This window comes from Candidatus Limnocylindrales bacterium (genome assembly GCA_035626395.1).
GTDB lineage: Bacteria > Desulfobacterota > Binatia > UBA1149 > CAITLU01 > DASPNH01.
This window is the reverse complement of sequence record DASPNR010000007.1, coordinates 185,681-208,383: the sequence shown is the minus strand read 5'-3', so window position 1 is coordinate 208,383 and position 22,703 is coordinate 185,681. Positions and strand designations below refer to the sequence as shown.

The following is a 22,703-nucleotide window of genomic DNA, read 5'->3' as shown; positions in this document are numbered from 1 at the left end:
TGCCGTGCCGAGCCTCAAGCACATCCGCAAGCGCATCTCTTCGGTGCGCAACACGCAGCAGATCACCAAGGCCATGAAAATGGTTTCGGCGGCCAAGCTGCGTCGAGCGCAGGACGCGGTGCAAAGTGCGCGTCCCTACGGCGAGCGGCTTCAGGAGCTGCTCACCGGAATCGCTGCGGCGGCCGGTGAATCGTCGCACCCGTTCCTGCAGAAGGGCGCCGACGCGCCTGCTGAAGTCATCGTGATCACGTCGGATCGCGGCCTGTGCGGCGGATACAACGCCAACCTCATCAAGAAGGCCGAGACCTTCCTTCGCACAGACGAAGGACAGGGAGCGGCGCTGGTGACGTGCGGCCGCAACGGCAGCGACTATCTTCGCAAGCGATACCCGGACCGGATTCGCGGCCGATATCCGGGCACGGGCGACCTGGCGCTGGCGCGTTCCATCGCCAGCGAGGCGGCCGATCGCTTCCTGGCGGGAGAGGTTGGCGCCGTCTATCTCGTCTACTCGCGCTTTCGGTCGGCGATTTCGCAACTGCCGGTGGTGGAGAGGCTTCTGCCGGTGGAGAGCACGCAGACCGCCGGTCCCTCGGTCGAGTACGTCTACGAGCCCGAGCCGGCGCAGCTGCTGGAGTCGCTGCTCGGCCGCTACATTCAAACGAAGGTCTTCCAGGCGTTCCTCGAGGCCACGGCGAGCGAGCATGGCGCGCGCATGACGGCAATGGACAGCGCCACCCGCAACGCGTCGGAGATGATCGAGCGCCTGACGCTGCAGATGAACCGCGCACGCCAGGCGAGCATCACGACGGAGTTGATGGAGATCGTCGGCGGCGCAGAAGCGCTCAAAGGTTAAGGAGTCGAACATTCATGGCGACGGGTCGAATCACACAGGTCATCGGTGGTGTCGTGGACGTGGAATTTCCGCCCGGACAGGTCCCGCCGATTCTGCAGGCGCTGACGGTAACGAACCCGGCCATCGATGAGACGCAGGACAACCTCGTGCTGGAGGTGGCCGCGCACCTCGGCGAAAACACCGTCCGCGCGATCGCGATGGACTCGGCCGAAGGGCTCGTGCGCGGCTCGGAGGTCAAGGACACCGGCAACAAGATCGTCACGCCGGTAGGTGATGCCGTCCTCGGCCGCATCATCAACGTCATCGGCAAGCCCGTCGACGGCGGGCCGCCGATCAAGACCGACAACTATCTTCCCATTCATCGCCAGGCGCCCGATTACACCGAGCAGGCGACGACCGTCGAGGCTTTCGAGACTGGCATCAAGGTGGTCGATCTGCTTTGCCCGTACGCCAAGGGCGGCAAGATCGGACTCTTCGGCGGCGCCGGCGTCGGCAAGACCGTCATCATCCTCGAGCTGATCAACAACGTCGCGACGCAGCATGGCGGCTACTCCGTGTTCGGAGGTGTGGGCGAGCGCACACGCGAGGGCAACGATCTCTGGATCGAGATGAAGGAGTCCGGGGTCATCGGCAAGGCCGCGCTTGTCTACGGCCAGATGAACGAGCCGCCGGGGGCGCGCGCGCGCGTGGCACTGACTGCATTGACGTGCGCGGAGTACTTCCGCGACAGCGAGGGCAAGGACGTCCTGCTGTTCATCGACAACATCTTCCGCTTCACGCAGGCGAACTCGGAAGTCTCGGCGCTCCTGGGCCGCATGCCCTCGGCGGTCGGTTACCAGCCGACGCTCTCGACCGACCTCGGCGGCCTGCAGGAGCGCATCACCACCACGACCAAAGGCTCGATCACGTCCGTGCAGGCGATTTACGTTCCGGCAGACGACCTGACCGATCCGGCGCCGGCCACGACGTTCGCCCATTTGGACGCGACGACGGTGCTGTCGCGCCAGATCGCCGAGCTGGGCATCTATCCCGCGGTCGATCCTCTCGATTCAACCTCGCGCATCCTGGATCCGAACATCGTCGGAGAGGAGCACTACAAGGTCGCGCGTGACGTGCAGCAGGTGCTGCAGCGCTACAAGGACCTGCAGGACATCATCGCCATTCTCGGCATGGACGAGCTGTCGGAGGACGACAAGCTCCTCGTCGCTCGCGCGCGCAAGATCCAACGCTTCCTGTCGCAGCCATTCACGGTCGCGGAGTCGTTCACCGGCACGCCGGGCGCGTACGTCAAGCGCGAAGACACCATTCGCGCTTTCCGCGAGCTGGTTGCCGGGCAGCACGACGATCTTCCCGAGCAGGCCTTCTACATGGTCGGCACCATCGAGCAGGCCATCGAGAAGGCGCGAAAGATGGCCGCCTGACGATGAAACTCCGCATCGTCACGCCCGCCGCCGCCATCGTCGACGCGGAGGTTTCCGAAGTCACGGCGCCCGGAACCGAAGGCGAGTTCGGCGTGCTGCCGCTGCACGTCACGTTCCTCGGCGCCCTTGCCCCCGGACTGCTCACCTACGTTGAAGGCGGGACGCGCAAGCGCGTCGTGGTGGACGGCGGCTACGCCGAAGTTCGCGACGACGTCATCACCATCCTCGCCGATTCGGCCGAGCTGCCTTCGCAGATCGACGCGGCAAGTGCTCGCGCCGACGTCACTCGGCTGGAGCAGGCCGCGGCAGCGGGAGCCGACGACCCGGCGCGGATCGAGCAGATCCTGCGGGATCTGTCGGTGGCGCGGGCGCGCCTGGCTGCTGCAACGGCCTGAACCGCCCGAACGGGCTCTCCATTTCCGTGCCCGGGCCGCGCAGCTTGTTGCGCGATCATCGAGGCGTATAAGCGACAGAGGTGACCTCCTCGCATCGCAATCGTCTGGCCGATGAGCCGTCTCTGTATCTGCGCCAGCACGGTTCCAATCCGGTGGACTGGTATCCATGGGGCGAGGAAGCCCTCGCACGGGCACGCGACCGGGACCAGCCCATCCTGCTGAGCATCGGGTATTCGGCGTGTCACTGGTGCCACGTCATGGAGCGCGAGTCCTTCGAGAACGAGCAGATCGCGCGCCAGATGAACGAGCTCTTCGTCTGCATCAAGGTCGATCGCGAAGAGCGTCCCGATCTCGACCACCTGTACATGAAGGCGGTGCAGGGGATGACGGGGCACGGCGGCTGGCCAATGACCGTGTTCCTGACGCCCGACGGCAAGCCGTTCTACGCCGGGACGTACTTTCCTCCCGAGGATCGCGGAGGGATGCCAGGATTGCCGCGCGTGCTTGCCGGCGTCGCGGCCGCGTACCGCGAGCGGCGTGAAGAAGTCACGGCGAGCGCCGACCGCGTCGCGGGTTTCCTCCGGCGCGAGCTCGCGCCGGCTGCCGCCGCAGCCATCACCGCCGAGGCGATCGCCGGCGCCGCCGAGTCTCTTGTCGCCGTCATGGACGCTGATCATGGGGGATTCGGCCAAGCGCCCAAATTCCCGGGGTCCATGGCGTTGACGCTGCTCATGGACGCCGATGCCTCCGTGAGCAGCACGCGACGCCGCGATCTGCTTCGCCTGAGCCTGGACCGCATGGCCGACGGCGGCATCCATGATCATCTCGGCGGTGGCTTCCACCGCTACAGCGTCGATCGTCAGTGGCTCGTCCCGCACTTCGAGAAGATGCTGTACGACCAGGCGCTGCTGGCGCGGATGTACGCCGACGCTTCCGCGTTCTTCCACGACAGCAGCTACGGCGCGGTCGCGGCGGGAATTCTCGACTACGTGCTGCGGGAAATGACCTCGCCCGAGGGCGGCTTCTACGCCACCCAGGACGCCGACTCCGAGGGCGTCGAGGGCAAATTCTTCGTCTGGAGCCGCGACGAGATCGTCGACGTCGTCGGCGCAGAGGATGCGACCCTGTTCTGTCGCGTCTATGGCGTCACCGAACGCGGCAATTTCGAAGGCGAGAACATCCTGCATCGTGCGGTGACGTCGCGTCAGCTGATCCAGGAGCTCGGTCCCGACGCCGCCGCTGCCGAGGCGACCCTGACCCGGTGCCGCAAGCTTCTGTTCGATCGCCGCGCGACTCGCGTAGCGCCAGGCCGCGACGAGAAGATCGTCAGCGACTGGAACGGGTTGATGATCAGCGCCATGGCCGCTGCAGGGCAGCGATTGCAGCGCCCGGACTTCGTGCAAGCGGCGCTGGCTGCCATCGACTTCGTTCGGCAGCACCTCCTCGATGGGGGCCGTCTGCGGCACGTGCATGCGCAGGGGCAGGCCAAGGTGGATGGGTTCCTCGATGATTACGCCTTCTTCGGCCGGGGCTGCCTCGACGCGTTCGCCGCTGCGGGACGCCCGCAGGATCTGCAGTCGGCGCAGATGTGCGCCGACGTGCTTCTCGAGCGTTTCGAGGACCCGCAGCACGGCGGCTTCTACTTCACCGCAGGCGACGGCGAGCCTCTGGTCGCTCGCACGCGCGATCTGACCGATGGGGCAATCCCGGCGGGCAACTCGGTGGCCGCCGAGCTGCTGCTGCGGTTGTGGGAGCTGACGGGGACTGAAGCGTTCCGGCGATCAGGCCAGGCGGTGATCGATGCGTTTGCCGCAGACGCACTTCGCAACCCCTATGGCGCCGCGCATCTGCTGTGCATCGCGGACCGCCATCGCCAGGGGTGGATCAGCGCCGTCGTGGTTGGAGATCCCGCAGGGCGGGCGCCGCTCCAGCGGTGCGCCGTGGAAGATTACCTGCCGGCACTGACGGTGATCTGCCTGGACGATGACGCCGACCAGAGCGAGCTGCCGCCGGCGCTTCGCGACAAGCGGCCGATTTCAGGACGGCCCACGGTCTATGTCTGTCGGGGCACCTCGTGCAGCCCGCCCGCTCACGACCCCGTCGAGCTCGTTGCGCTTCTGGAACAATCCCGCGCTTGACGAAGGGCATCGCGGGGAGCACAGGTCGGGGCGCTGATGACTTTCGCGAAGATCGCTCGCGCAGCAGTCGTGGTGCTGCTGGCCGGGGCGCCGCGGCTCGCCGTCGCCGCCGATCTGGAAGGGCCGACGCAGGCGCCGGGGGAGGAGCGGCGTGCTCTTGTGCGGCACGACCTTGCGCCCGGAACCGAGGTGGTCGGGCGGCTGCGTACCCACGCCGCTGTCAAGGGCGAGACGTTCCTGGACATCTCACGCCACTACGATCTCGGCTTCAACGAAATGGTTTCCGCCAATCGCACCATTGATCCCTGGGTGCCGGCCGGGGCCGAGCCGCTGGTCGTGCCGACGCGCTGGATCCTGCCCGAAGCGCCGCGGCAGGGGCTCGTGCTGAACATTCCGGAGATGCGGCTCTACTACTTTCCGGAGGACGGCGGCGTGGTCACGGTTCCGGTCGGACTCGGGCGTGAGGACTGGCAGACGCCGCAAGGCTCCTTCCGCGTCTCCAGCAAGACCGTCAACCCGAAGTGGACCATCCCGGAGTCGATCCGCAAGGAACGCATCGCCGAGAACGGCTTCAGCGAATACGTGATTCCCGGCGGCACCCCCGAGAACCCGCTGGGACGTTACCGCCTCGAGCTGTCACTGCCGGCGTATGGCATCCACGGCAGCAACAAGCCCTGGGGCGTGGGCATGCAGGTCAGCCACGGCTGCCTGCGGCTATATAATGAAGACATCGCGTCGCTGTTCCCTCTCGTGCCGGTAGGCACGCCCGGAGTGTTCCTGTATCAGCCGGTCAAGGTCGCCATGCACCGCGGTCGAGTCCTGCTCGAGGTCCATGAAGACATCTACGGCCTGCAGCCGAGCCTGTATGCCGAGGCGCAGTCGCTGATCGCGAAGCGAGGGTGGACGTCGCTGGTGGACGCAGAACTGCTGGCGGCTGTCGTCGAGGCGCAAAACGGAGTTCCGACCGACGTTGGAATGGTCGACGCGTCGGTCGCCGTCGCCGGCGACGTCTCAAAATGAGAAGGCCCGCCTCTCGAGCGAGAGGCGGGCCTTCGAGGACACAGCTTCCGGGACGGAATCAGCAGGCCTGCTGCAGGCTCTCCTGGAGGACTTCCATCGGATCCATCGCGCGACGTTCGGCCAAGGGGACGATCTTGGCAGCAGAACGGCGAACCGGACCGCGCTGCTGGCGCCACTTCGACAGACCACGGCGGATGTACTCGGCGTTCAGGCTCAGCACTTCACAGATGTTCTCGTAAGCGAACGGCCATTCCCGCTCGCGCGACTCGATCCATTCCTGAGCATCTTCGAACAGGAGTCTTCCGCGAGGGTCTCGCGCAAGAGCGTACTTCTGGTAGCACTCGACCGCGTCCTGCAACACGGCGAGCATCAGGCGCCGCTCGCGAACGAGACCACCTTCACGCGAGAAGGCGGCGAAGTATTGTGCCGGCAGCAGGGTGTCCGGCTCGAAAAGGTTCACAAATCGGTCGGCCATGGTTTCCTCTTTTTGGGACGAGCATTCAGGCCATCAGTGCCTGATGCAGGGCGTCATATAACACACATGCAGCGACGGATGGAAGATTCACGGCCATGAAATAAAGTGAGGGCAGCCATTATCGACCTTAATCCGGGCGTCCACCGCGCCCGTCTCCCTGTCCCTAGTCGCGCGGTCGCGCCCTCACTTCCTCGCAAGATCGGCGGTCACCATCTGCGCCGTCGCCTTCGCCTCAGCGAGCAGCGCCGCTCGAAGCCCCGTTGAGCGAGCGTGGCCGAGACAGTCGACGAGCGCTGACAATCCGGCCACGAGCCGGCTCGCACGAGCGAAGTCGTGTGGGTCCATGTGCCCACACGCAGCATCGAGGCGCAGCCGGGACCGCTGGAGCGACCGCCGCAGGTCCTCAATTTCGCTGCCGCTCTCGTTGGGTGCGCGCATTGCGGTGGTGCGCGAGGGCGCGCGTGCGCCAACGGTGGCATGCGGCCGGCGGGCGCTTGGTCGAGCGGGCCTCAGCGCCCCCGTGCCGGTAGGGCGCAGCACGGCCAGCACCGTCCCGACGACCCTGTGAAAGTCCCGCTCGTCGCGGTCGCGCAGCGGCAGCTCCAGGACGGACGACATCGTGCCGCGCGGATGGTTTGCCAGCCTTCGCAGCGCCAGTCCGTTGGGGCCGCGCACGAGGACGATCTGCCCGGGCTGCTCGCGGGCGCCCGGCTCGACGACCACCACGTCTCCGATGCCCACGCCGACGGAGCGAAATGCGTCCGTGCGTGCACGCAGGGCATAGAGCCGCCGCTTCTGCCAGGCGCCCGCGGGCAGATCGAGCCAATGCTCGGCGCGCCTTGCGGACAAACCGGCAGGGGCTGGGGCAAGCGCTGCCGTCGATGCGTCTTCCTCTTCGCGGGGGGCAACGGGCCGTTGCACCCGATTCGCCGTTCCTTCGCTATACATGAAACCCTGTTTAGGCGAAGAAACGCCGAAACTCAACGGGGTCGGCAAAAAATTTCAGCTCAAGCGGTAGGCGGCATAGTCGATGAGGCGGTCGACGTCACCGTTCCAGGGTCCTTCCCACTGCTCGATGATGCGGGTGGCGGGGTTGCGGCGTCCGCGGACCTCGTCGGAGAGCTTCTCCAGATAGAGCCGTTCATCGCGGCCCGCGCTGTTTCGCTTGTGCTGCCGCGCCAGCCCCTCCTCGGCAATGGCGAGGACCTCCAGGGCGATGTCGCCGAGGCTATGGCGGCCGGCTCGACCTGCCAGTCCTTTCCTCGCGGCCTGGTCCTGGATCTCCGAGATTTCGTTGGCCGGCCACGCCTTCACGACGTCCCAGGCTGCAGCCAGACAGTCTGCGTCGTAGAGAATGCCTTTCATCAAGGCTGGCGTCCCCAGCATCAGATCCACCGACTGGCTGTCGGCAGACCGGACCTCGATGTACGTCTTGAGTCGCACCTCGGGGAACAGCGTCGTCAGGTGCAGCGTCCAGTCCGCCAGCGTGGCCCGCTCGCCCTCCCAGCCGAGCTCGAGGAATCGCCGGAAGGTCATGCCACCGACCTCGATCAAACGGCCGGCGCGTTTGATGAAATACATCGGTACATCCAGGGCGTACTGGGTGTAGGCGCCGAACAGCGCGTCGGTCTCGAAGACGAACGGCAGCACGCCGCAGCGGTCGGCGTCGGTATCGGTCCAGATGTGGGAGCGGAAGCTCTGGAAACCGGTGGCTCTGCCGTCCACAACGGGCGAGTTGGCGGAGACTGCAACCAGCACCGGCCCCATTGCCATCGAAACACGCATCTTGTCGGCGGCGTCCTTCTCGTCGCCGTAGTCGAAATTACACTGCACCGTGGCTGTCTGTCCCATCATCCGCAGGCCGAGCGTGCCTGTGCGGGCCATGATCCTGCGCATGATCTCGTAGCGATGCTTGGGCATCCACGGGATGCGCGAAAGCGGAGTCTTCGGGACGATGCCCAGGCCAAGAAACCGTGCGCCGATCTCGCGACCTACCGTGACGATTTCGCGAACGTGCCTCTCCAGCTCATCGGCTGCGCAATGCAGCGAGTCGCATTGCTGCCCGGACATTTCGAACTGGCCGCCCGGCTCAAGCGTGATCGAAGCCAGCCCGTCCTGCAGTGCGATCAGGTGACGCCCTTCGTAGACGCCTTCCCACTGCGACGAACGCTCGCGCATACCGTCGAGCAGCCGGCGGATGCCGACGGCCCCTTCGTACGGCACGCTTTCGCCGGAAGCGTCCACGACCGGCTTTTCGTACTCGACACCGATGCGCCACAGGTCGCGTGCCTTGGCGCCGGCGTGGAACGTCGCCTCGAGATCGTCGATGGATCGTACCGGCGTGGAAGAAGCGTCGTCGGTTGCCACGCGCTATCGCTAGCTCAGCGCAGGCGGATTACCAACCGTGCGCGGCCGGCGAGGATCAGGCGCGAGCGTGGCCGCAGCCGGCGCAGAAACGGTCGGGTTCGGCAAAGGCGCGGCCGCACGATGGGCAGAAGCGGAAGGATGGAGCGCCGCCGCCCGCGGACGCTTGCGGCACCAGCGCGTCCAGCTCGTCCAGCTCGTCCATCGCGCGTACGGCGCGGCCCTCGTAATCGTGGCGCAGCACGCGGTAGTCGTCGTCGCTCAGCTTGCCGGTGGCGCGGTCGAAATCCGCCTCGCTGATCGCCATCAGAGCCACCGCCTTCTCGCGGCGCCACAGCTCTCCGCGGCCGCCGCTCTCGAACGCTACCTCGCGCCCCGCCTGCAGCAGCGGCGCCGCGATCAGTGCGGCCACGGTCAGGATGATCAACACTGCGAAGACGGCTGTCACCGCTCGAACTCCTCGATCTCTTCACGCAGACGGGCGAGCTGCTGCTGCGAGGCCGGATCCGAGCTGTGCTCGTCCGGCGCCGCGTGGGGCAGCTCGGCCGACCGATGGGCCATGCGGCGAATGGCGAACACGATCAGGATGCCTCCCACCGCCACCGCAACGTACGGGGCGATCCATGCCAGCACGTTGAACCCGGTGGCGATCGGGGACGAAAGGACTTTCTCGCCGTACTTCTGCGCGTACCGGTCGAGAATCTGCTGGCCCGTCTCGCCGCGCTCCAGCGACTCGGCGATGTCCTTGCGCACGGGGATGGCGAAGCTGCATTGCAGATGATTGCACGCGTGGACCGTCAGGCCGCAGCCGCACTGGCAGGTCAGGCCCTCCTCGACGTCGCCACGCGACATCGGGAGCTCCTGCGCGGAAGCGTTGCCCACGCCGAAGGCGAGCAGCGCGACGAGCGCCATTGCCGGCAGTTTCACGCTTGCTGCCGTCGCCCGACTGCGGTCTCGCGCGCACGCTCGAGCACGCGAGCGCGGCGGGTCGGAAAGACGGCGACGGCGGTGCCCAGAACCAGCACCACGCCGCCGCACCACAGCCACCAGACCAGCGGATTGACGTAAGCCTGGATCGTCGCCACGCCCTTGTCGTCGATGCTGCCGAGGATCACGTAGAGGTCGTCGCGCATCGTCGAACGCAGGTCGACCTCCGTGGCAGGCTGCTCCGGCCGCTTGTAGAAGCGCTTCTCCGGATGAAGCACGTCGATCTGCTGTCCGTTCTCGAAGACCGTCAGCGTGGCCGTGAGCCGCGCCATGTGCGCGTTCTCGCTGCTGGCGGCATCATCGTAGCGGATCGTGTAGCGGCCGACGCCGAATTCTTCGCCCTTTTTGACCGTATGAATCTCTTCGAGGCGATAGACCGACGACATCGTCACGCCGAGGAACATGAACACGACGCCGACGTGAATGATGTAGCCGCCATAGCGCCGCTGGTTCTTGCGCATCAGCCCCAGCAGCGCCGCGCCGTACCCTTCGCCGACCATCGACATACGAGCGCGCGCGCCGGCATGGAACTCCGCAACCACCGTGTACAGCACGAATGCCGAGAACGACGTCACGAGCAGTGCCTGCAGCGTGCGCATGCCGAGCGCGAAGGCCGCGCCGCCGACCAGGAGCCCGAACAGCGCCGGCCAGAGGAAGCTCTCCATCAGATGACGCGCCGAGGCGCGCCGCCAGGCGATGATGGGGCCGATGCCCATCAGCAGCAGCAGAGCAATGGCGAGCGGGGCGTTGACCTGGTTGAAGAAGGGCGGGCCGACCGTGATTTTCACGCCGCGGACCGCCTCGGACAGCACGGGGAACAGGGTCCCCCAGAACGTCGCGAACGCGATCCCGAGCAGCAACAGGTTGTTGAACAGGAATGCGGACTCGCGCGACAGGATGCTGTCGAGCTTGTGGCGCGGCCGAAGCTCCCTGATCCGCAGGACCACCAGAATGCCCGAGCCCACCACGATCAGCGCGAGGAACCAGAGGAAGTACGGCCCGAGTCCAGACTGCGTAAACGAGTGCACGGAGGAGATGACGCCTGACCGGGTGAGGAACGTGCCGAAGATCGTCAGCGCGAAGGTCAGGATGATGAGGGTCATGTTCCAGACCTTCAGCATGTCCTTGCGCTCCTGGATCATCACCGAGTGGAGGTAGGCCGTCCCCGTCAGCCACGGCATGAACGCCGCGTTCTCGACCGGGTCCCAGGCCCAATAGCCGCCCCAGCCGAGAACCTCGTAGGCCCATCTCGCGCCGAAGAGATTCCCAAGAGACAGGAAGAACCACGCCGCAAGGCACCAGCGGCGCGAAGTCCGGATCCACAGGTCGTCCAGGCGTCCTGTGGCCAGCGCGCCAATGGCGAAGCCGAACGGGATCGTCCAGCTCACGTAGCCCAGGTACAGAGAAGGCGGATGAATCTGCATCCAGTAGTTCTGCAGCAGCGGGTTCAGGTCGGTGCCTTCAACCGGCGGGCGGCTGAGCACGGCGAACGGCGGCGTCACGAAGACGAGCAGGCTCAGGAAGAACGCGGCCACGGTGGCGCTGGTCGCCGTCACGTACGGCATCAGCTCGCGGTTGCGGTTGCGGTTCTGAAACTGTGCCAGGGCCACGAAGCTGGTCAGGATCAGCGCCCAGAACAGCAGCGACCCCTCCATGCCGCCCCACAGGGCAGTGATCCGGTACTGCAGCGGCAGCGTGGTGCTGGAGTAGCCGGCCACGTACTTGATGCGGAAGTCGTGCGTGATCAGTGCATGCACCATCACGACCGTGGCGATGCAGACGAGGCCCCAGCAGGCGTAGGCGGCGTGCTCGCCGCTGGCAATGAAGTCCCGGCGCCTGGTCTGTGCGCCGTAGACGCAGGCGAAGACGGCGTACGCGGCAGTGGCGAGCGCCAGATAGAGCGCGAGGTTGCCGATCTCGATCACGAATTCACTCTTCTGCCTGATACTTGGAGGGGCACGCGGTCAGGACGGTCGTGGCCCGGAAAGGAGTTTCATCCGTGTAGGGGCCTTCGACCACCACGTCGCGGTCTTCGGCGAACATGTCGGGGAGCAGGCCGTTGTAGTGGACGTCCACCGTCCCTTCCCTGGTAATGTCCTTGAGCGTGAAGCGCAGGTCGCGGCTGGTGGCGTCCCACTTCATCGTCCCGGGGGCGACGCGTCCGGCGATTCGCACGGTTTCGCCGGCGTAGCTGTCCCCCGCGCTCAGGAACTCGGCGACGGTGATCATGTACATTTTGGTCTGATCCACCGCGGTCCACATCAGGAAGCCGACGGTGGCGACGATGACGGCGATGCCGACGAGGAACTTGTATGAGCGATTCATGACCGTTTCCGCAGAGGTGGCACCCTAACGCGAGGCGGGACAGCGGACAACCCGGGTTCGGAGCCGCCCACTCAGTGCTCGCGCTGCTTTTGCTCGGCGAGCTTTTGCAATTCCGCGGCCAACTCTTCTTCGGATGCAGGTTCGCCAGGTATGGCGTAGCTCCCATCGAGCCAGCGACCTAGATCCACGAGCTTGCACCGCCTGGAGCAGAAAGGCCGGTAGGGGCTGGTTTCGCGATCGACGGGCTGTTTGCACGTCGGGCAACGCACGAGCGAATGCTACGGGCCGGCCATGCCGGATTCAATGCGCGTCAGCGTCGCTTGGCCGCCTTGCTCCCGTAGTCGCCGAACGGATCGTCCCGCTCCCGGACCGCCTGGCGGAAACCCACCTGTTCGGCCCGTGCGACGAAGTCGAGGCCTTCCTGGGTATGACGGGCGATGCCGTCGAACAGGACGCCCAACGTCCGGGTCGATGCCATGCCCATGTTCTCTGCCGTCTGGTTGCAGAGGAGCTTGAGCATCACGAGCTGGTTGGTCGGTACCTGCGCCATGCGCTCGGCGAGCGCCGTGGCATGCGACAGAAGCTGCTCGTCCGGAACAGCCTCCAGAATCAATCCGAGCTCGACCGCCTTGGCGGCGGAGATCTCGTCGCCGGTCAGCAGATAGCGTTTGGCCCGCTCCAGCCCCATCCGATAGACCCACATCGCCGTCGTCGGCGTTCCCCACACTCGCGAGGGCGGGTACCCGAAAGACGCTCCATGGGCCGCGACGATGATGTCGGCACACAGCACCATGTCGGTGCCGCCGCCGATGCACCAGCCCTGCACCGCCGCGATGGTCGGTTTGCGCGCGTACCAGAGCTTCAAATACGTGTCGACGAAGCGGCCGATCATCGCCATGTCGGCCACCGAGTCCCAAGCCTTGCTCTGTCCTGCACTGGCGGCCGCATCTTCGCGAGCCTGTCCGCTCGTGGACCAGTCCAGACCGTAACCGGCGCAGAACGCCGGCCCCTCTGCGCGCAGCAGGATGACGTGCACCCGCTCGTCCCGATCCGCGTCGTCGATGGCTGCAGCGAGCTCATCGCGCAGGCCCGGCGTGATCGTGTTGTACTGCTGCGCGCGCGTCAGGACGATGTGCCCGACGCCGTTGACCGTTTCGGTGCGAAGGGTTTCGCCCATGCGTTCCGACCTGGAGAAGAAGTGGAGCGGGTGACCGGGGTCGAACCGGCGACGTCCAGCTTGGGAAGCTGGCATTCTACCACTGAATTACACCCGCTCGTGACGCGATGATGGGCGAGGGTTGCGTCCCGGTCAACCGTGGCTTCGCGATCCGACCTCGACAGCCGCTGATGCGTGGAGTATTCGGCGGCGTGCTGGCCAGCGTCGGCGAGAACCTGTGGTGCCGTCATCAGGCGTTGCGCGCCGGCGGTATCGAGCTAGGCACGCGCATGACCGTCGTGCGGACGCAGCGGCGCCAGCTGCTGGTCCATTCGCCCGTCGCTCTGGACGACCAGCTGCGGCGCCACCTGGACAAGCTCGGAACGGTCCGCTGGGTGGTCGCGCCCAATCGATTTCATCATCTGTGGGTCACGGACTGGAAACGCGCCTATCCCGCCGCTGCGCTCTGGGTGGCGCGTGGTCTGCCGCAAAAACGGCCGGACCTTCCCGCGTACGAAGTCCTCGGCCCGATGCTGGATGCCCCGTGGTCGCCCGACCTCGAGCACGAGCTGGTGGCCGGGGTTCCCGCGATGAATGAGGTGGTGTTCTTCCACGCCGCCAGCCGCACGCTGATCACGGCGGATCTGCTGTTCTATGCGGGCGCCGAGGCGCCGTGGATGACACGGCTGGCGCTGACGCTGGCGGGCGTGCGCGGTGAATACGGCACGACGTGGCTGGAATGGCTGCTGCTCCGCGACCGTGCGGCCGCGCGCCGGAGCTTCGAGCGCATCCTTGGCTGGGACTTCGACCGCGTCATCATCGCCCATGGCAGGATCGTCGAAATCGCAGGGCGCGAGGTTCTGCGCAAGGCGTACGCCTGGCTCCTGGAGGAATGACCCTACAGCCGGCGTCCGCGCAGCCTGTTCCCGGGCCGGCGCATCTGCTACATGCGCCCGCATGGATCGCAGGCCGAGCTGGGACGAATATTTCATGACCATCACCCGCGAGGTGGCCGAGCGCTCGACCTGTCTTCGCGCCAAGGTGGGCGCGCTCATCGTGCGCGACCGCAGCATTCTGGCCACCGGCTACAACGGCGCTCCCGCCGGCATGCCGCATTGCCTGGACGTCGGATGCGAGATGTACGAATCGCGCAATCCGAACGGCGAGGTCGTCGAGAACTGCTTTCGGACCATTCACGCGGAGATCAACGCCATCGCACAGGCCGCGCGCCAGGGCACGTCGATCGGGGATGCCGACATTTACGTGACGCACACGCCGTGCATCCACTGCTTCAAGACGATCGTGAACACCGGCATCCGACGCGTTTTTTACGAGAAGCCGTACAAGCTCGAGACCATCGCCGAGCTGCGCGAGCGTGCAGGCGTCGAGCTGATCCAGGTCAGCCTGCTCCCGCGCGTCTGACGCGCGTCCCGCCGGGCGGGGCAGCGGCCACGACAGGGGCGAGACTGCTGACGTTGCCAATGCGTCCGAAGATCTACCAGGATTCCTTGAAGGGCCGCACGTCCAGCTCATGCGTCCATGCCGCACGCGGCTGGCGATGCAGGAACCAGTAGACGTCGGCAAGCCCGTCGAGGCTGACCAGCCCATCTTCTCCCATCGCGCGGGCAAAGTCGGGAAGCCCTTGAACGATCTTGTCGCCACCGATCCCGCCGTCGATGACGACGTGCGCCACGTGGATGCCGCCCGGCCCGTAAGCGCGCGCCATCGACTGCGCCAATGATCGCAGCCCCGCCTTGGCCGAAGCGAATGCCGTCGTGGCCGCCTTGCCACGCAGCGAGGCCGTCGCGCCCGTGAGAATCACGGTGCCGCGCCCTTGCGGCAGCATGCGCCGCACCGCTTCGCGACCGACGACAAAGCCACCGAAGCAGCCGACCCGCCACACGCTTTCGAAAAACGACGCCTCCATGTCGTGAAGCTGCCCCATGGCAGCGTTGCCGGCGTTATAGACCACGAGCTCCAGGTCGCCGCTCTCGTCGTCGACGCGCTCGAACATGCCTGCCACCTGCCGCTCGTCCGTCACATCCACAGCGATGGCGGTGGCGCGGCCGCCGCAGGATCGAATCGTCTCCGCCAACGCATCCAGCTTTGCGGCGGTGCGGCCGGCGACGAAGACATGCATTCCTTCGCGCGCCACCCGCTCGCAGAGCGCGCCGCCCAGGCCGGCGCGAGGCCCGACACCGACGATGACAGCCTTGCCATTTGCAGTCATTCTCAGCTCCTTTCCGGCAGCAGTGGCGGCCGAAACGGTCACGCAGCCCGCGGCTTCGCCGCACGGGCAACTATGCGAGCTCGACCGTCCGTGCCCGAAACGGTTCGTTGCAGCTACATCGCCAGCAGCTGCTTGAGCTCGGCACCCGTGTGCGACTTCGGACAGCGCGCCACCTCCAGGGGCGGGCCGGCGACCACGAGACGACCGCCTTTGTCGCCGCCTTCGGGCCCCAGATCGATGACCCAGTCCGCATGCGAGATGAAATCGGTGTGATGCTCGACCACCAGCACCGAATGCCCGCGTGCAACGAGCCCGTCGAGCACGCCGATCAGGGTATGGACGTCCTGTAGATGCAGGCCCGTCGTCGGCTCGTCGAAGATGAAAAGAGATCCTTTGCCGCGCTTCTCCTCGGCCAGGAAACCGGCCAGCTTCAGCCGCTGCGCTTCGCCACCGGACAGCGTCGAGGTCGATTGCCCCAGCGCGAGGTATCCCAGGCCGACCGATTGCAGACAGGCCAGCTTGGAGGCGATCGGCGCGCGGTCGGCGAAAAAGGCGCCGGCCTCGTCCACCGTCATGGCCAGGACCTCGTTGATGTTCCTGTCGTGATAACGGATCTCGAGAATTCCGGGCTTGAAGCGGCGGCCTTCGCACTCGTCGCAGGGCACCTCGATGTCGGCCATGAAGTGCATCTCGAGCGTGGTCGTCCCGGTGCCCTGGCAGTGCTCGCAGCGACCGCCCGGAGTATTGAACGAGAACGCGCCCGGAGTGATCTTGGCGCGGCGCGCGGCTGAGGTCTGGGCGAACAGCTTGCGGATGTCGTCGTAGATCTTGAGGTACGTGGCCGGATTGGAGCGCAGGGAGCGGCCGATCGCGGCCTGGCTCATCATCATCACGTCATCGAGCCGCTCCAGCCCGTCGATGCCGTCGCAGGCGCCCGCGTCGTGGCCGCCGAGCCCCTTCTCGCGCAGCCAGTTCTCGTACAGCACCTGTTCGACGAGCGTGGACTTGCCGGAGCCGGAGACGCCCGTGACGCACACCAGGCGCCCGAGCGGGATCTCGATCCGATCCACCTTGAGGTTGTTTTCGCGCGCGCCGCGAATGACGAGCGCGCCGCGGTCGATGCTTTTCGTGGCGCGCTTCTTCTGCCGGTGGAGCGTGCGAATGAGAAGCAGCCTGCCGGTTGCGCTCTCGCGGCCGGGCAGGCCCGACGGCTTTCCCTCGTACATCACCTGCCCGCCGCCGGCGCCGCCTGCCGGCCCGAGGTCGATGACGTGGTCGGCACCTTCGATCAGCGTCGGGTCGTGCTCGACCAGCGCCACGGTGTTCCCGATCTTGGTCAGATGTCGCAGCACCTTGAGCAGACGCCGGCCATCGCGCGGGTGCAGGCCCACCGTCGGCTCGTCCAGGGCGTAAAGCGTGTCGGTCAGCGCGCTGCCGAGCGCCGCCGCAAGATGGATGCGCTGCGCTTCGCCGCCCGACAGCGTGCGCGCCTGGCGATCGAGCGTCAGGTAGCCCAGCCCGACCTCTTCGAGATAACCGAGGCGAGCGCGCAGCTCGCGCAGCACCGATTCGGTTCGCGCCGCGGCCGTTTCCGACAGCTCCAGCCTGGCCATGAAGCGCGCCAGCTTTTCGATGGCCAGGGCGCTGAGCTCGGCGATGCTGCGACCCTGCACGCGCACGGCCAGCGCTTCGGGCTTCAGCCGCGCCCCGCGGCACTCGGGGCAGGTGCGGTAGCTCCGATAGCGCGCCAGCAGGATGCGGACGTGGGTCTTGTAGCGCCGCTCCTCCAGCCACTGGAAGAACCCCTTCACTCCCGGATTCTCGCGGTCGCCCTCGAAGATCCACTTCTTCTCGGCATCGGTGAGCTGGGAGAACGGCACCTGCGTGGAGATGCCGCGGCGCTCCGCGCTCTTGAGGAAGTCCTGCTGGAAGTCGACGTAGGCCGGCGTGCTCCACGGCACCACCGCGCCATCGCGCAGCGAGCAGCGCTTGTTCGGAACCACCTTGTCGTAGTCGATGTCGACCACCCGGCCGAAGCCCTCGCAGCGCGGACACGCGCCGAGCGGACTGTTGAAGCTGAACAGGTGGGGCGTCGGCACCGTGTACTCGCGCCCGCAGCCGCGACACGCGAAGCGGGTCGAGAACGTCGCCGCCTCTCCACCGCCATCGAGCTCGGTGGCCTTGACCGTGCCGGCACCGAGCTGGAAGCCCCGCGCCAGCGCCTCGGCGATACGCGTGGCGCGGTCGGTGCTGATGGCGAAGCGGTCCACGACGACCTCGACTCCACCGCCGGCCAGCGCCTGCTCTCCGGCCTCTTCGAGCGCAACGGCCTGGCCGCCGACGAGGATGCGATTGTACCCCTGCTTGATCAGCGTCTGCAGGGCCTCGGCCGGCTCCATTCCGTGAAGCTGCACGCGAGCGTGAACCGCCACGCGCCTGCCGGCCATCTCCTTCAGGAGGTGATCGGTGACGCTGCTGACGCTTTCGGCAGCCACCACGCCATCGCAGTCCAGGCAATGCACCGTGCCGGCGTGCACCATGAGCAGCCGAAGGTAGTCGTGGACTTCGGTGATCGTGCCGACCGTGGAGCGCGCGTTCTTGATCGCGTTCTTCTGTTCGAGCGCCAGCGCGGGCGGAATGTCGCTGATCGAGTCGACATCGGGGCGCTGCATCTGCTCGAGGAAGAGCCGGGCGTACGTCGAAAGCGACTGCACGTATCGGCGCTGGCCCTCCGCATAGAGCGTATCGAAGACGAGCGACGATTTTCCGGAGCCGGATACGCCGGTGACGACCGTGATCTTACGAGCGGGGATCTGGCAGTCGATTCCCTTGAGGTTGTGCGTGCGTGCGCCGACGATCTTGATCGCGCGTTTCAAGCGATTGCCTTGGTCGTGACCGCCGATTCCCGCTGCGGCTCACCCATGGACGGCCGCTGGCTACCGACAAACGCGCGAGGCTATCATAGAGCGGCCGGCCGGCAAGGCCGCTGTCGCGGTGACCAACTTCGATTCAAAACTGCCATTGGTGCCGCATGGCTGGGACCGCATCGACGGTCTGTTGTGCGGGTTCGGCGACCGCCGCGTAGCGGCCCCACCCTCGACCGTGCTGCTGCGAGAGCAGGTGCACGGCGACCGCGTCATCGACGCCGACGCCACACCCATACGCGAGGGCAACGGCTGCCGAGACGGCTACGCCAGGCTCGATGCCGACGCCGACGCCGTCGTCGTCACCGGCGCCGGCTGCGTGGCCGGCGTGCGAACGGCCGATTGCGTGCCGATTTTGCTTGTGGCGCCGCACCGCCACTGGGCCGCCGCGGTCCACGCGGGATGGCGAGGGACGATCGCGGCCATTGCGGCGCGCGCGGTGGAGCGGGCCGTCGCCGCGGGAGTGGCCGCCGCAGACCTTCACGCGGCGCTGGGCCCCAGCATCGGCGCGTGCTGCTACGAGGTGTCGGCCGAGCTGGCGCGTCGGTTCGGCGACCAGGGGCATGCAGTCGTCGAGCGCGACGGGCAACAGCCGCATCTGGACCTGCGCGCGATCAACACCGCCATTCTGGTCTCGGCCGGCGTTCCAGCCGCCCATATCCAGTCTTGCGGTCCGTGCACGCGTTGCGCGTGCGACCGCTACCATTCCTTCCGCGCGCAGCCAGGGTCGCCCGGCCGGCAGATCAGCTGGATCGGCTGGCAGGGCCGAACGCGGCCTGCGGATCCGACACCGACTCGATGACGATGCGTGCCATCTGCGATGCCTGGTAGCCGTCGATGACGCGGTGATCGAAGGTGCAGCCGATCGTGACCATCGGCGCAACGACCAGGCGCCCGTCTTCGACGGCCGGGCGCGGCACGACCTCTCCAACCAGCAGGACGATGGGAGAACGGCTGACCGGCACCAGCGGCGCCAGCCCGTTGCCGAGACCGAAGCCGCCCACGTTGGAGACCATCGCCGCGCCGAACTGATCGTACGCGATGCCCCATGCGCTGAGATCGAGGCGCAGGTCGTACGTGAGGAATCCCGTCAGCTTGAGCAGGATGCCGAGCAGCGCGTCCGGCACTCGCGCCAGCGTCCGCTTGGTCTGCTCGGACCCGCGGTCGCGTCCGGAGCGAACCGCGGCGGCCGCCTTCATGAGCTCGTCGGCGATGTCGGCGACGGACTTGCAGTCCGCCTGGCGGATGTTGACGCCCGAAAGGTCACGCCCGCCGTCGGTGGCGACCTGGCAGTACACGTCGATGGTGCTGCGCAGGTAGACGCGCCGCAGGGCGACCAGCGCGTTGGCTTCGGGATATTCGGAAAGGGCCTTCGCGATGGCCTTGACGACCAGATGCGTGACGGTGGCGCGAGGTCCACCCGCCGCGTTCAGCTCATCGAGATAAACGAGCGCCTTGCGCATGTTGATCTCGAGCGTGCCGTAGACGGTCGGATCCCGCGGTGGCCCCCAGACGTGCAGCGACAGACGCCGCCACGACGAAAGCCGTGTGGCCCTGGTGAAGCGGCGCGGTCTGGCAGGAACGAAGCTCACCACGTGTCCGTGTCCTCCGCGGCGCGAAAACGCCCGCCAGTGGTGTATAAGACCGCGGTTTTCAGGCAAGGTCGTTGCGAGCGGGCGCAGCTGCCGGCATCGTTGCAGGCAAGGGCACGCCCAGGGAGAGCTTCATGCGCAAGCCGATCACCGCATCCGTACGCGCGGCCATTGCCGTACTCGTCATCCTGACCGGCATGGCAGCGGCTCCCGCTGCGCGCGCGGATCAGTACCGCGACTCCGAGGACGCGCATCCTCTCAAGATCGCCTACCTTTTCGTCTATCCGGTCGGGAAGTTCCTGGAGCTGACGGTGACGCGGCCGCTGGCTGCCGCCGGCCGGTACATCGCTCCGCACCACGGAGTGGACGAACCGCAGTCGCGCCTCTGCGCGCGCGAGCGCTCGGCGAGGGTCTGCACGTCGGTGGCGCGCTGACGGCAGCATTTGCGGCCGCCTCGAATCCGACAGCGCGAGGCCGCGCCTCCCGCCGGCTGGCCGCCCGTCAGACGATCTCGAGCCGCGCCAGATGCGCGACCAGCTTCTTTACGCCGAACCGCTGGAACTGGACGATCAGCTTCTCGGCTTCTCCGCTTCCGTCGGACTCCCGCACCGTCCCCACTCCGAACATCGGATGCACGACTCGCATGCCCGGCTTGTACCGTCCCGCCGACTGCGGCGATGACGGCAGCCTGCTCGACAAACCCGATGCCGGTCGCACCGGCGCCGGCATCGGGCGGGCGCGGCTTTCCCACGTGTCGTGGAAGTCGTCCGCATAGTCGGTGCCGCCGCGGTTGATGCGCGGCTGCTCGTACTCGCCACGTTCGACGGCGCTGCGTTCGTGCACCAGCAGGCCGGGGGGCAGCTCGTCGAGGAAGCGCGAGGCGAGATTGTATTGCGTCGACCCGAACACGTGCCGGCGCCGGGCGTGCGTCAGCCACAGCCGCGTCATCGCGCGCGTCATGCCGACGTAGCAGAGCCTGCGCTCTTCCTCGACGCCACGGCCCTCTTCGTCGACCGACCGTGAGTGCGGGAAGATTCCTTCCTCCATGCCGATGAGGAAGACGTGGCCGAACTCGAGGCCCTTGGAGTTATGGACGGTCATCAGCGTGACCGCCTGCTCGCGGCTCTCGTACTGGTCGACGTCCGATGCCAGTGCCAGCCGCTCGAGGAAGGCCACCAGAGGAGGCGGAAGCGGATCTTCGGGTGTGGGTACCAGCGCCCCATACTCCTCGTCGAAGAGCTGAGCCACGGTCACCAGTTCCTTGACGTTGTCGCTGCGTCCGCCCGGATCGTCGTCGGGGCGGCTCTCCAGGTAACCGATGTAGCCGGTGTCGTCGAGGATGCGCAGCAGCAGCTGCGCAACGCCTTCGAACATTCCGTCGAGCCAGGCGCGCGCGGTGGCGCGGAAAGCGAGCAGGCGCGACCGCGCGGCGCTGCCGAGGCCAGCCAGCACGGCGTCGTCTCCGATCACTTCCCATACCGGCACGGCACGCGCCGCGGCCTCCACGCGCAGCCGCTCCCACGTCGTGCGTCCGATTCCCCGCGTCGGCACGTTGATGATGCGGTCGAGACTGATGTCGTCGGCCGGATTGCCGACGAAGCGCAGGTACGCGATCAGGTCGCGCACCTCGCGGCGCTCGTAGAAGCGGGTGGCGCCGACGATGACGTAGTGCATCTGGTTGCGCACCAGCTCTTCTTCCATGGCGCGGGACTGCGCGTTGGTTCGGTAGAAGACTGCTGCGCGGCCACGCGCGCTGCCGAGAGCGCGAAGGCCAGCGATGACGTAGCGCGCCTCGTCCTTCTCGTCCGAGGCGTGATAGACGGTGATCTTCGCGCCCGGATCAGCCGCGGTCCACATCGTCTTGGCATGACGTTCGCGATTGTTGGCGATGAGCGCGGCCGTCGCATCGATGATGTTACGCGTGGAGCGGTAGTTCTGCTCCAGCCGCACCACCTTGGCGCCGGGAAAGTCCCGCTCGAACTCGAGGATGTTGCGAGGGTCGGCGCCCCGCCACGCGTAGATGGACTGATCGTCGTCGCCGACGACGCACAGATTGCGGTGAGCGGACGCGAGCATGCTGACCATCAGGTACTGCGCGTGGTTGGTGTCCTGGTACTCGTCCACGTGCAGGAAGCGCAGGCGCTGCTGGTAGCGTGACAGCACCTCGGGGTGGCTGCGGAACAGCCGCAGAACGCCCGTGATGAGATCGCCGAAGTCGACGGCGCCCATCGCCAGCAGCCTCTGCTGGTAGCTGGCGTAGAGCCCTGCGGCGTCCACGGCGAAGGGCGAGTCCGCGGCTTCGGCCATGTCGGCTGGCGTTCGCGCCTCGTTCTTGGCTGCGTCGATGAAGGCGCGCAGCGCTTCGGGCCGCAACCGTGTCTCGTCGATGTTGGCTGCCGCCAGCACATCCTTGAGCAGCCGGATCTGGTCGTCGGTATCGAGAATGGAAAACGAGCCCGGATAGCCGAGCAGTGCGCCGTGGCGGCGCAGCAGACGGGCGCCGATCCCATGGAAGGTTCCGACCCACAGATCGTCGGCGTCGGGTCCGACCAGTGCGCGACAGCGCTCGATCAGCTCGCGTGCCGCCTTGTTCGTGAACGTCACGGCGAGGATCTCGTACGGGGCCGCACGGCCCTCTTCGATCAGCCTTGCGATGCGGTGAACGAGCACGCGCGTCTTGCCGCTGCCGGCGCCCGCGAGGACGAGCAACGGGCCTTCGTCGTGTGCGACGGCTTCGAGCTGCTGTGCGTTGAGAGTCATCAGGAAAGCTGCGATGGTGCCCCAGCGCCACACGACGGGCAACCGAGCATTGCGCGCAGGATC

Annotated in this window: 21 protein-coding genes and 1 tRNA gene; 9 read left to right on the top strand and 13 right to left on the bottom strand. The window is 66.8% G+C overall.

What is annotated here, in order from left to right; all coding sequences use genetic code 11:
- The first annotated feature begins 4 nt into the window (after nucleotides 1-4).
- The 5 genes from atpG to VEC57_04305 all read left to right on the top strand — a co-directional run bounded on the left by atpG (nucleotide 5) and on the right by VEC57_04305 (nucleotide 5,827).
- Nucleotides 5-853 carry an ATP synthase F1 subunit gamma gene (gene atpG / locus VEC57_04325; protein ID HYB98340.1) on the top strand — a complete coding sequence of 283 codons (849 nt, stop codon included), beginning with the start codon at nucleotides 5-7 and terminating at the stop codon, nucleotides 851-853.
- Between the two features lie 14 nt (nucleotides 854-867).
- A complete protein-coding gene (gene atpD, locus VEC57_04320; GenBank protein HYB98339.1) occupies nucleotides 868-2,274 on the top strand; it encodes a F0F1 ATP synthase subunit beta in 1,407 nt (468 codons plus the stop codon).
- Nucleotides 2,275-2,276: 2 nt separating this feature from the next.
- Nucleotides 2,277-2,669, top strand: a complete 393-nt coding sequence (gene atpC, locus VEC57_04315) for an ATP synthase F1 subunit epsilon (GenBank protein HYB98338.1) — start codon at nucleotides 2,277-2,279, stop codon at nucleotides 2,667-2,669.
- 80 nt (nucleotides 2,670-2,749) lie between these two features.
- Nucleotides 2,750-4,807: a thioredoxin domain-containing protein gene (locus VEC57_04310; protein HYB98337.1), complete on the top strand. Its 2,058-nt coding sequence runs from the start codon at nucleotides 2,750-2,752 to the stop codon at nucleotides 4,805-4,807.
- 36 nt (nucleotides 4,808-4,843) lie between these two features.
- Nucleotides 4,844-5,827 carry a L,D-transpeptidase family protein gene (locus tag VEC57_04305; protein HYB98336.1) on the top strand — a complete coding sequence of 328 codons (984 nt, stop codon included), beginning with the start codon at nucleotides 4,844-4,846 and terminating at the stop codon, nucleotides 5,825-5,827.
- A gap of 58 nt (nucleotides 5,828-5,885) precedes the next feature.
- Here the strand turns inward: VEC57_04305 and VEC57_04300 are convergent, their stop codons facing one another.
- The 9 genes from VEC57_04300 to VEC57_04260 all read right to left on the bottom strand — a co-directional run bounded on the left by VEC57_04300 (nucleotide 5,886) and on the right by VEC57_04260 (nucleotide 13,252).
- Nucleotides 5,886-6,302: a hypothetical protein gene (locus VEC57_04300; protein ID HYB98335.1), complete on the bottom strand. Its 417-nt coding sequence runs from the start codon at nucleotides 6,300-6,302 to the stop codon at nucleotides 5,886-5,888.
- A 183-nt stretch (nucleotides 6,303-6,485) separates the two neighbouring features.
- Entirely contained in the window at nucleotides 6,486-7,286 is an 801-nt protein-coding gene (locus VEC57_04295; GenBank protein HYB98334.1) for a hypothetical protein, read from the bottom strand.
- An 18-nt stretch (nucleotides 7,287-7,304) separates the two neighbouring features.
- Entirely contained in the window at nucleotides 7,305-8,669 is a 1,365-nt protein-coding gene (locus tag VEC57_04290) for a glutamate-cysteine ligase family protein (protein ID HYB98333.1), read from the bottom strand.
- Nucleotides 8,670-8,724: 55 nt separating this feature from the next.
- Nucleotides 8,725-9,114 carry a hypothetical protein gene (locus VEC57_04285; protein ID HYB98332.1) on the bottom strand — a complete coding sequence of 130 codons (390 nt, stop codon included), beginning with the start codon at nucleotides 9,112-9,114 and terminating at the stop codon, nucleotides 8,725-8,727.
- Complete coding sequence (locus VEC57_04280) at nucleotides 9,111-9,593, bottom strand: cytochrome c-type biogenesis protein CcmH (GenBank protein ID HYB98331.1); 483 nt, start codon at nucleotides 9,591-9,593, stop codon at nucleotides 9,111-9,113. Before VEC57_04280 ends, VEC57_04285 begins: the two co-directional genes overlap by 4 nt.
- Entirely contained in the window at nucleotides 9,590-11,578 is a 1,989-nt protein-coding gene (locus VEC57_04275; GenBank protein ID HYB98330.1) for a heme lyase CcmF/NrfE family subunit, read from the bottom strand. The genes VEC57_04280 and VEC57_04275 overlap by 4 nt, the downstream gene beginning before the upstream one ends.
- A gap of 4 nt (nucleotides 11,579-11,582) precedes the next feature.
- Nucleotides 11,583-11,978: a cytochrome c maturation protein CcmE gene (locus VEC57_04270; GenBank protein ID HYB98329.1), complete on the bottom strand. Its 396-nt coding sequence runs from the start codon at nucleotides 11,976-11,978 to the stop codon at nucleotides 11,583-11,585.
- A gap of 310 nt (nucleotides 11,979-12,288) precedes the next feature.
- Nucleotides 12,289-13,155 carry a crotonase/enoyl-CoA hydratase family protein gene (locus VEC57_04265; protein HYB98328.1) on the bottom strand — a complete coding sequence of 289 codons (867 nt, stop codon included), beginning with the start codon at nucleotides 13,153-13,155 and terminating at the stop codon, nucleotides 12,289-12,291.
- A 22-nt stretch (nucleotides 13,156-13,177) separates the two neighbouring features.
- Nucleotides 13,178-13,252, bottom strand: a tRNA-Gly gene (locus tag VEC57_04260).
- A gap of 73 nt (nucleotides 13,253-13,325) precedes the next feature.
- Here VEC57_04260 and VEC57_04255 point away from each other — a divergent pair.
- Together VEC57_04255 and VEC57_04250 are read left to right on the top strand one after the other, a co-directional pair.
- Entirely contained in the window at nucleotides 13,326-14,030 is a 705-nt protein-coding gene (locus VEC57_04255) for a DUF4336 domain-containing protein (GenBank protein HYB98327.1), read from the top strand.
- 61 nt (nucleotides 14,031-14,091) lie between these two features.
- Complete coding sequence (locus VEC57_04250; protein ID HYB98326.1) at nucleotides 14,092-14,556, top strand: dCMP deaminase family protein; 465 nt, start codon at nucleotides 14,092-14,094, stop codon at nucleotides 14,554-14,556.
- 73 nt (nucleotides 14,557-14,629) lie between these two features.
- On the opposite strand, the gene VEC57_04245 is transcribed toward VEC57_04250, so the two are convergent.
- Both VEC57_04245 and uvrA read right to left on the bottom strand, forming a co-directional pair.
- Entirely contained in the window at nucleotides 14,630-15,364 is a 735-nt protein-coding gene (locus VEC57_04245; protein ID HYB98325.1) for an SDR family NAD(P)-dependent oxidoreductase, read from the bottom strand.
- A gap of 113 nt (nucleotides 15,365-15,477) precedes the next feature.
- The gene (uvrA, locus tag VEC57_04240) at nucleotides 15,478-18,240 is read right to left on the bottom strand and encodes an excinuclease ABC subunit UvrA (GenBank protein ID HYB98324.1); all 2,763 of its coding nucleotides are present in this window, start codon (nucleotides 18,238-18,240) and stop codon (nucleotides 15,478-15,480) included.
- A gap of 118 nt (nucleotides 18,241-18,358) precedes the next feature.
- On the opposite strand from uvrA, the gene VEC57_04235 reads away from it, so the two are divergent.
- Nucleotides 18,359-19,090 (top strand): polyphenol oxidase family protein, encoded by a 732-nt coding sequence (locus VEC57_04235; GenBank protein ID HYB98323.1) that lies wholly within the window; start codon nucleotides 18,359-18,361, stop codon nucleotides 19,088-19,090.
- Here VEC57_04235 and VEC57_04230 read toward each other — a convergent pair.
- Complete coding sequence (locus tag VEC57_04230) at nucleotides 19,032-19,880, bottom strand: 2-oxo acid dehydrogenase subunit E2 (GenBank protein ID HYB98322.1); 849 nt, start codon at nucleotides 19,878-19,880, stop codon at nucleotides 19,032-19,034. The genes VEC57_04235 and VEC57_04230 overlap by 59 nt on opposite strands.
- Nucleotides 19,881-20,014: 134 nt before the next feature.
- On the opposite strand from VEC57_04230, the gene VEC57_04225 reads away from it, so the two are divergent.
- The gene (locus tag VEC57_04225) at nucleotides 20,015-20,314 is read left to right on the top strand and encodes a hypothetical protein (GenBank protein HYB98321.1); all 300 of its coding nucleotides are present in this window, start codon (nucleotides 20,015-20,017) and stop codon (nucleotides 20,312-20,314) included.
- Between the two features lie 67 nt (nucleotides 20,315-20,381).
- On the opposite strand, the gene VEC57_04220 is transcribed toward VEC57_04225, so the two are convergent.
- The gene (locus VEC57_04220; protein HYB98320.1) at nucleotides 20,382-22,640 is read right to left on the bottom strand and encodes a UvrD-helicase domain-containing protein; all 2,259 of its coding nucleotides are present in this window, start codon (nucleotides 22,638-22,640) and stop codon (nucleotides 20,382-20,384) included.
- Nucleotides 22,641-22,703: the final 63 nt, after the last annotated feature.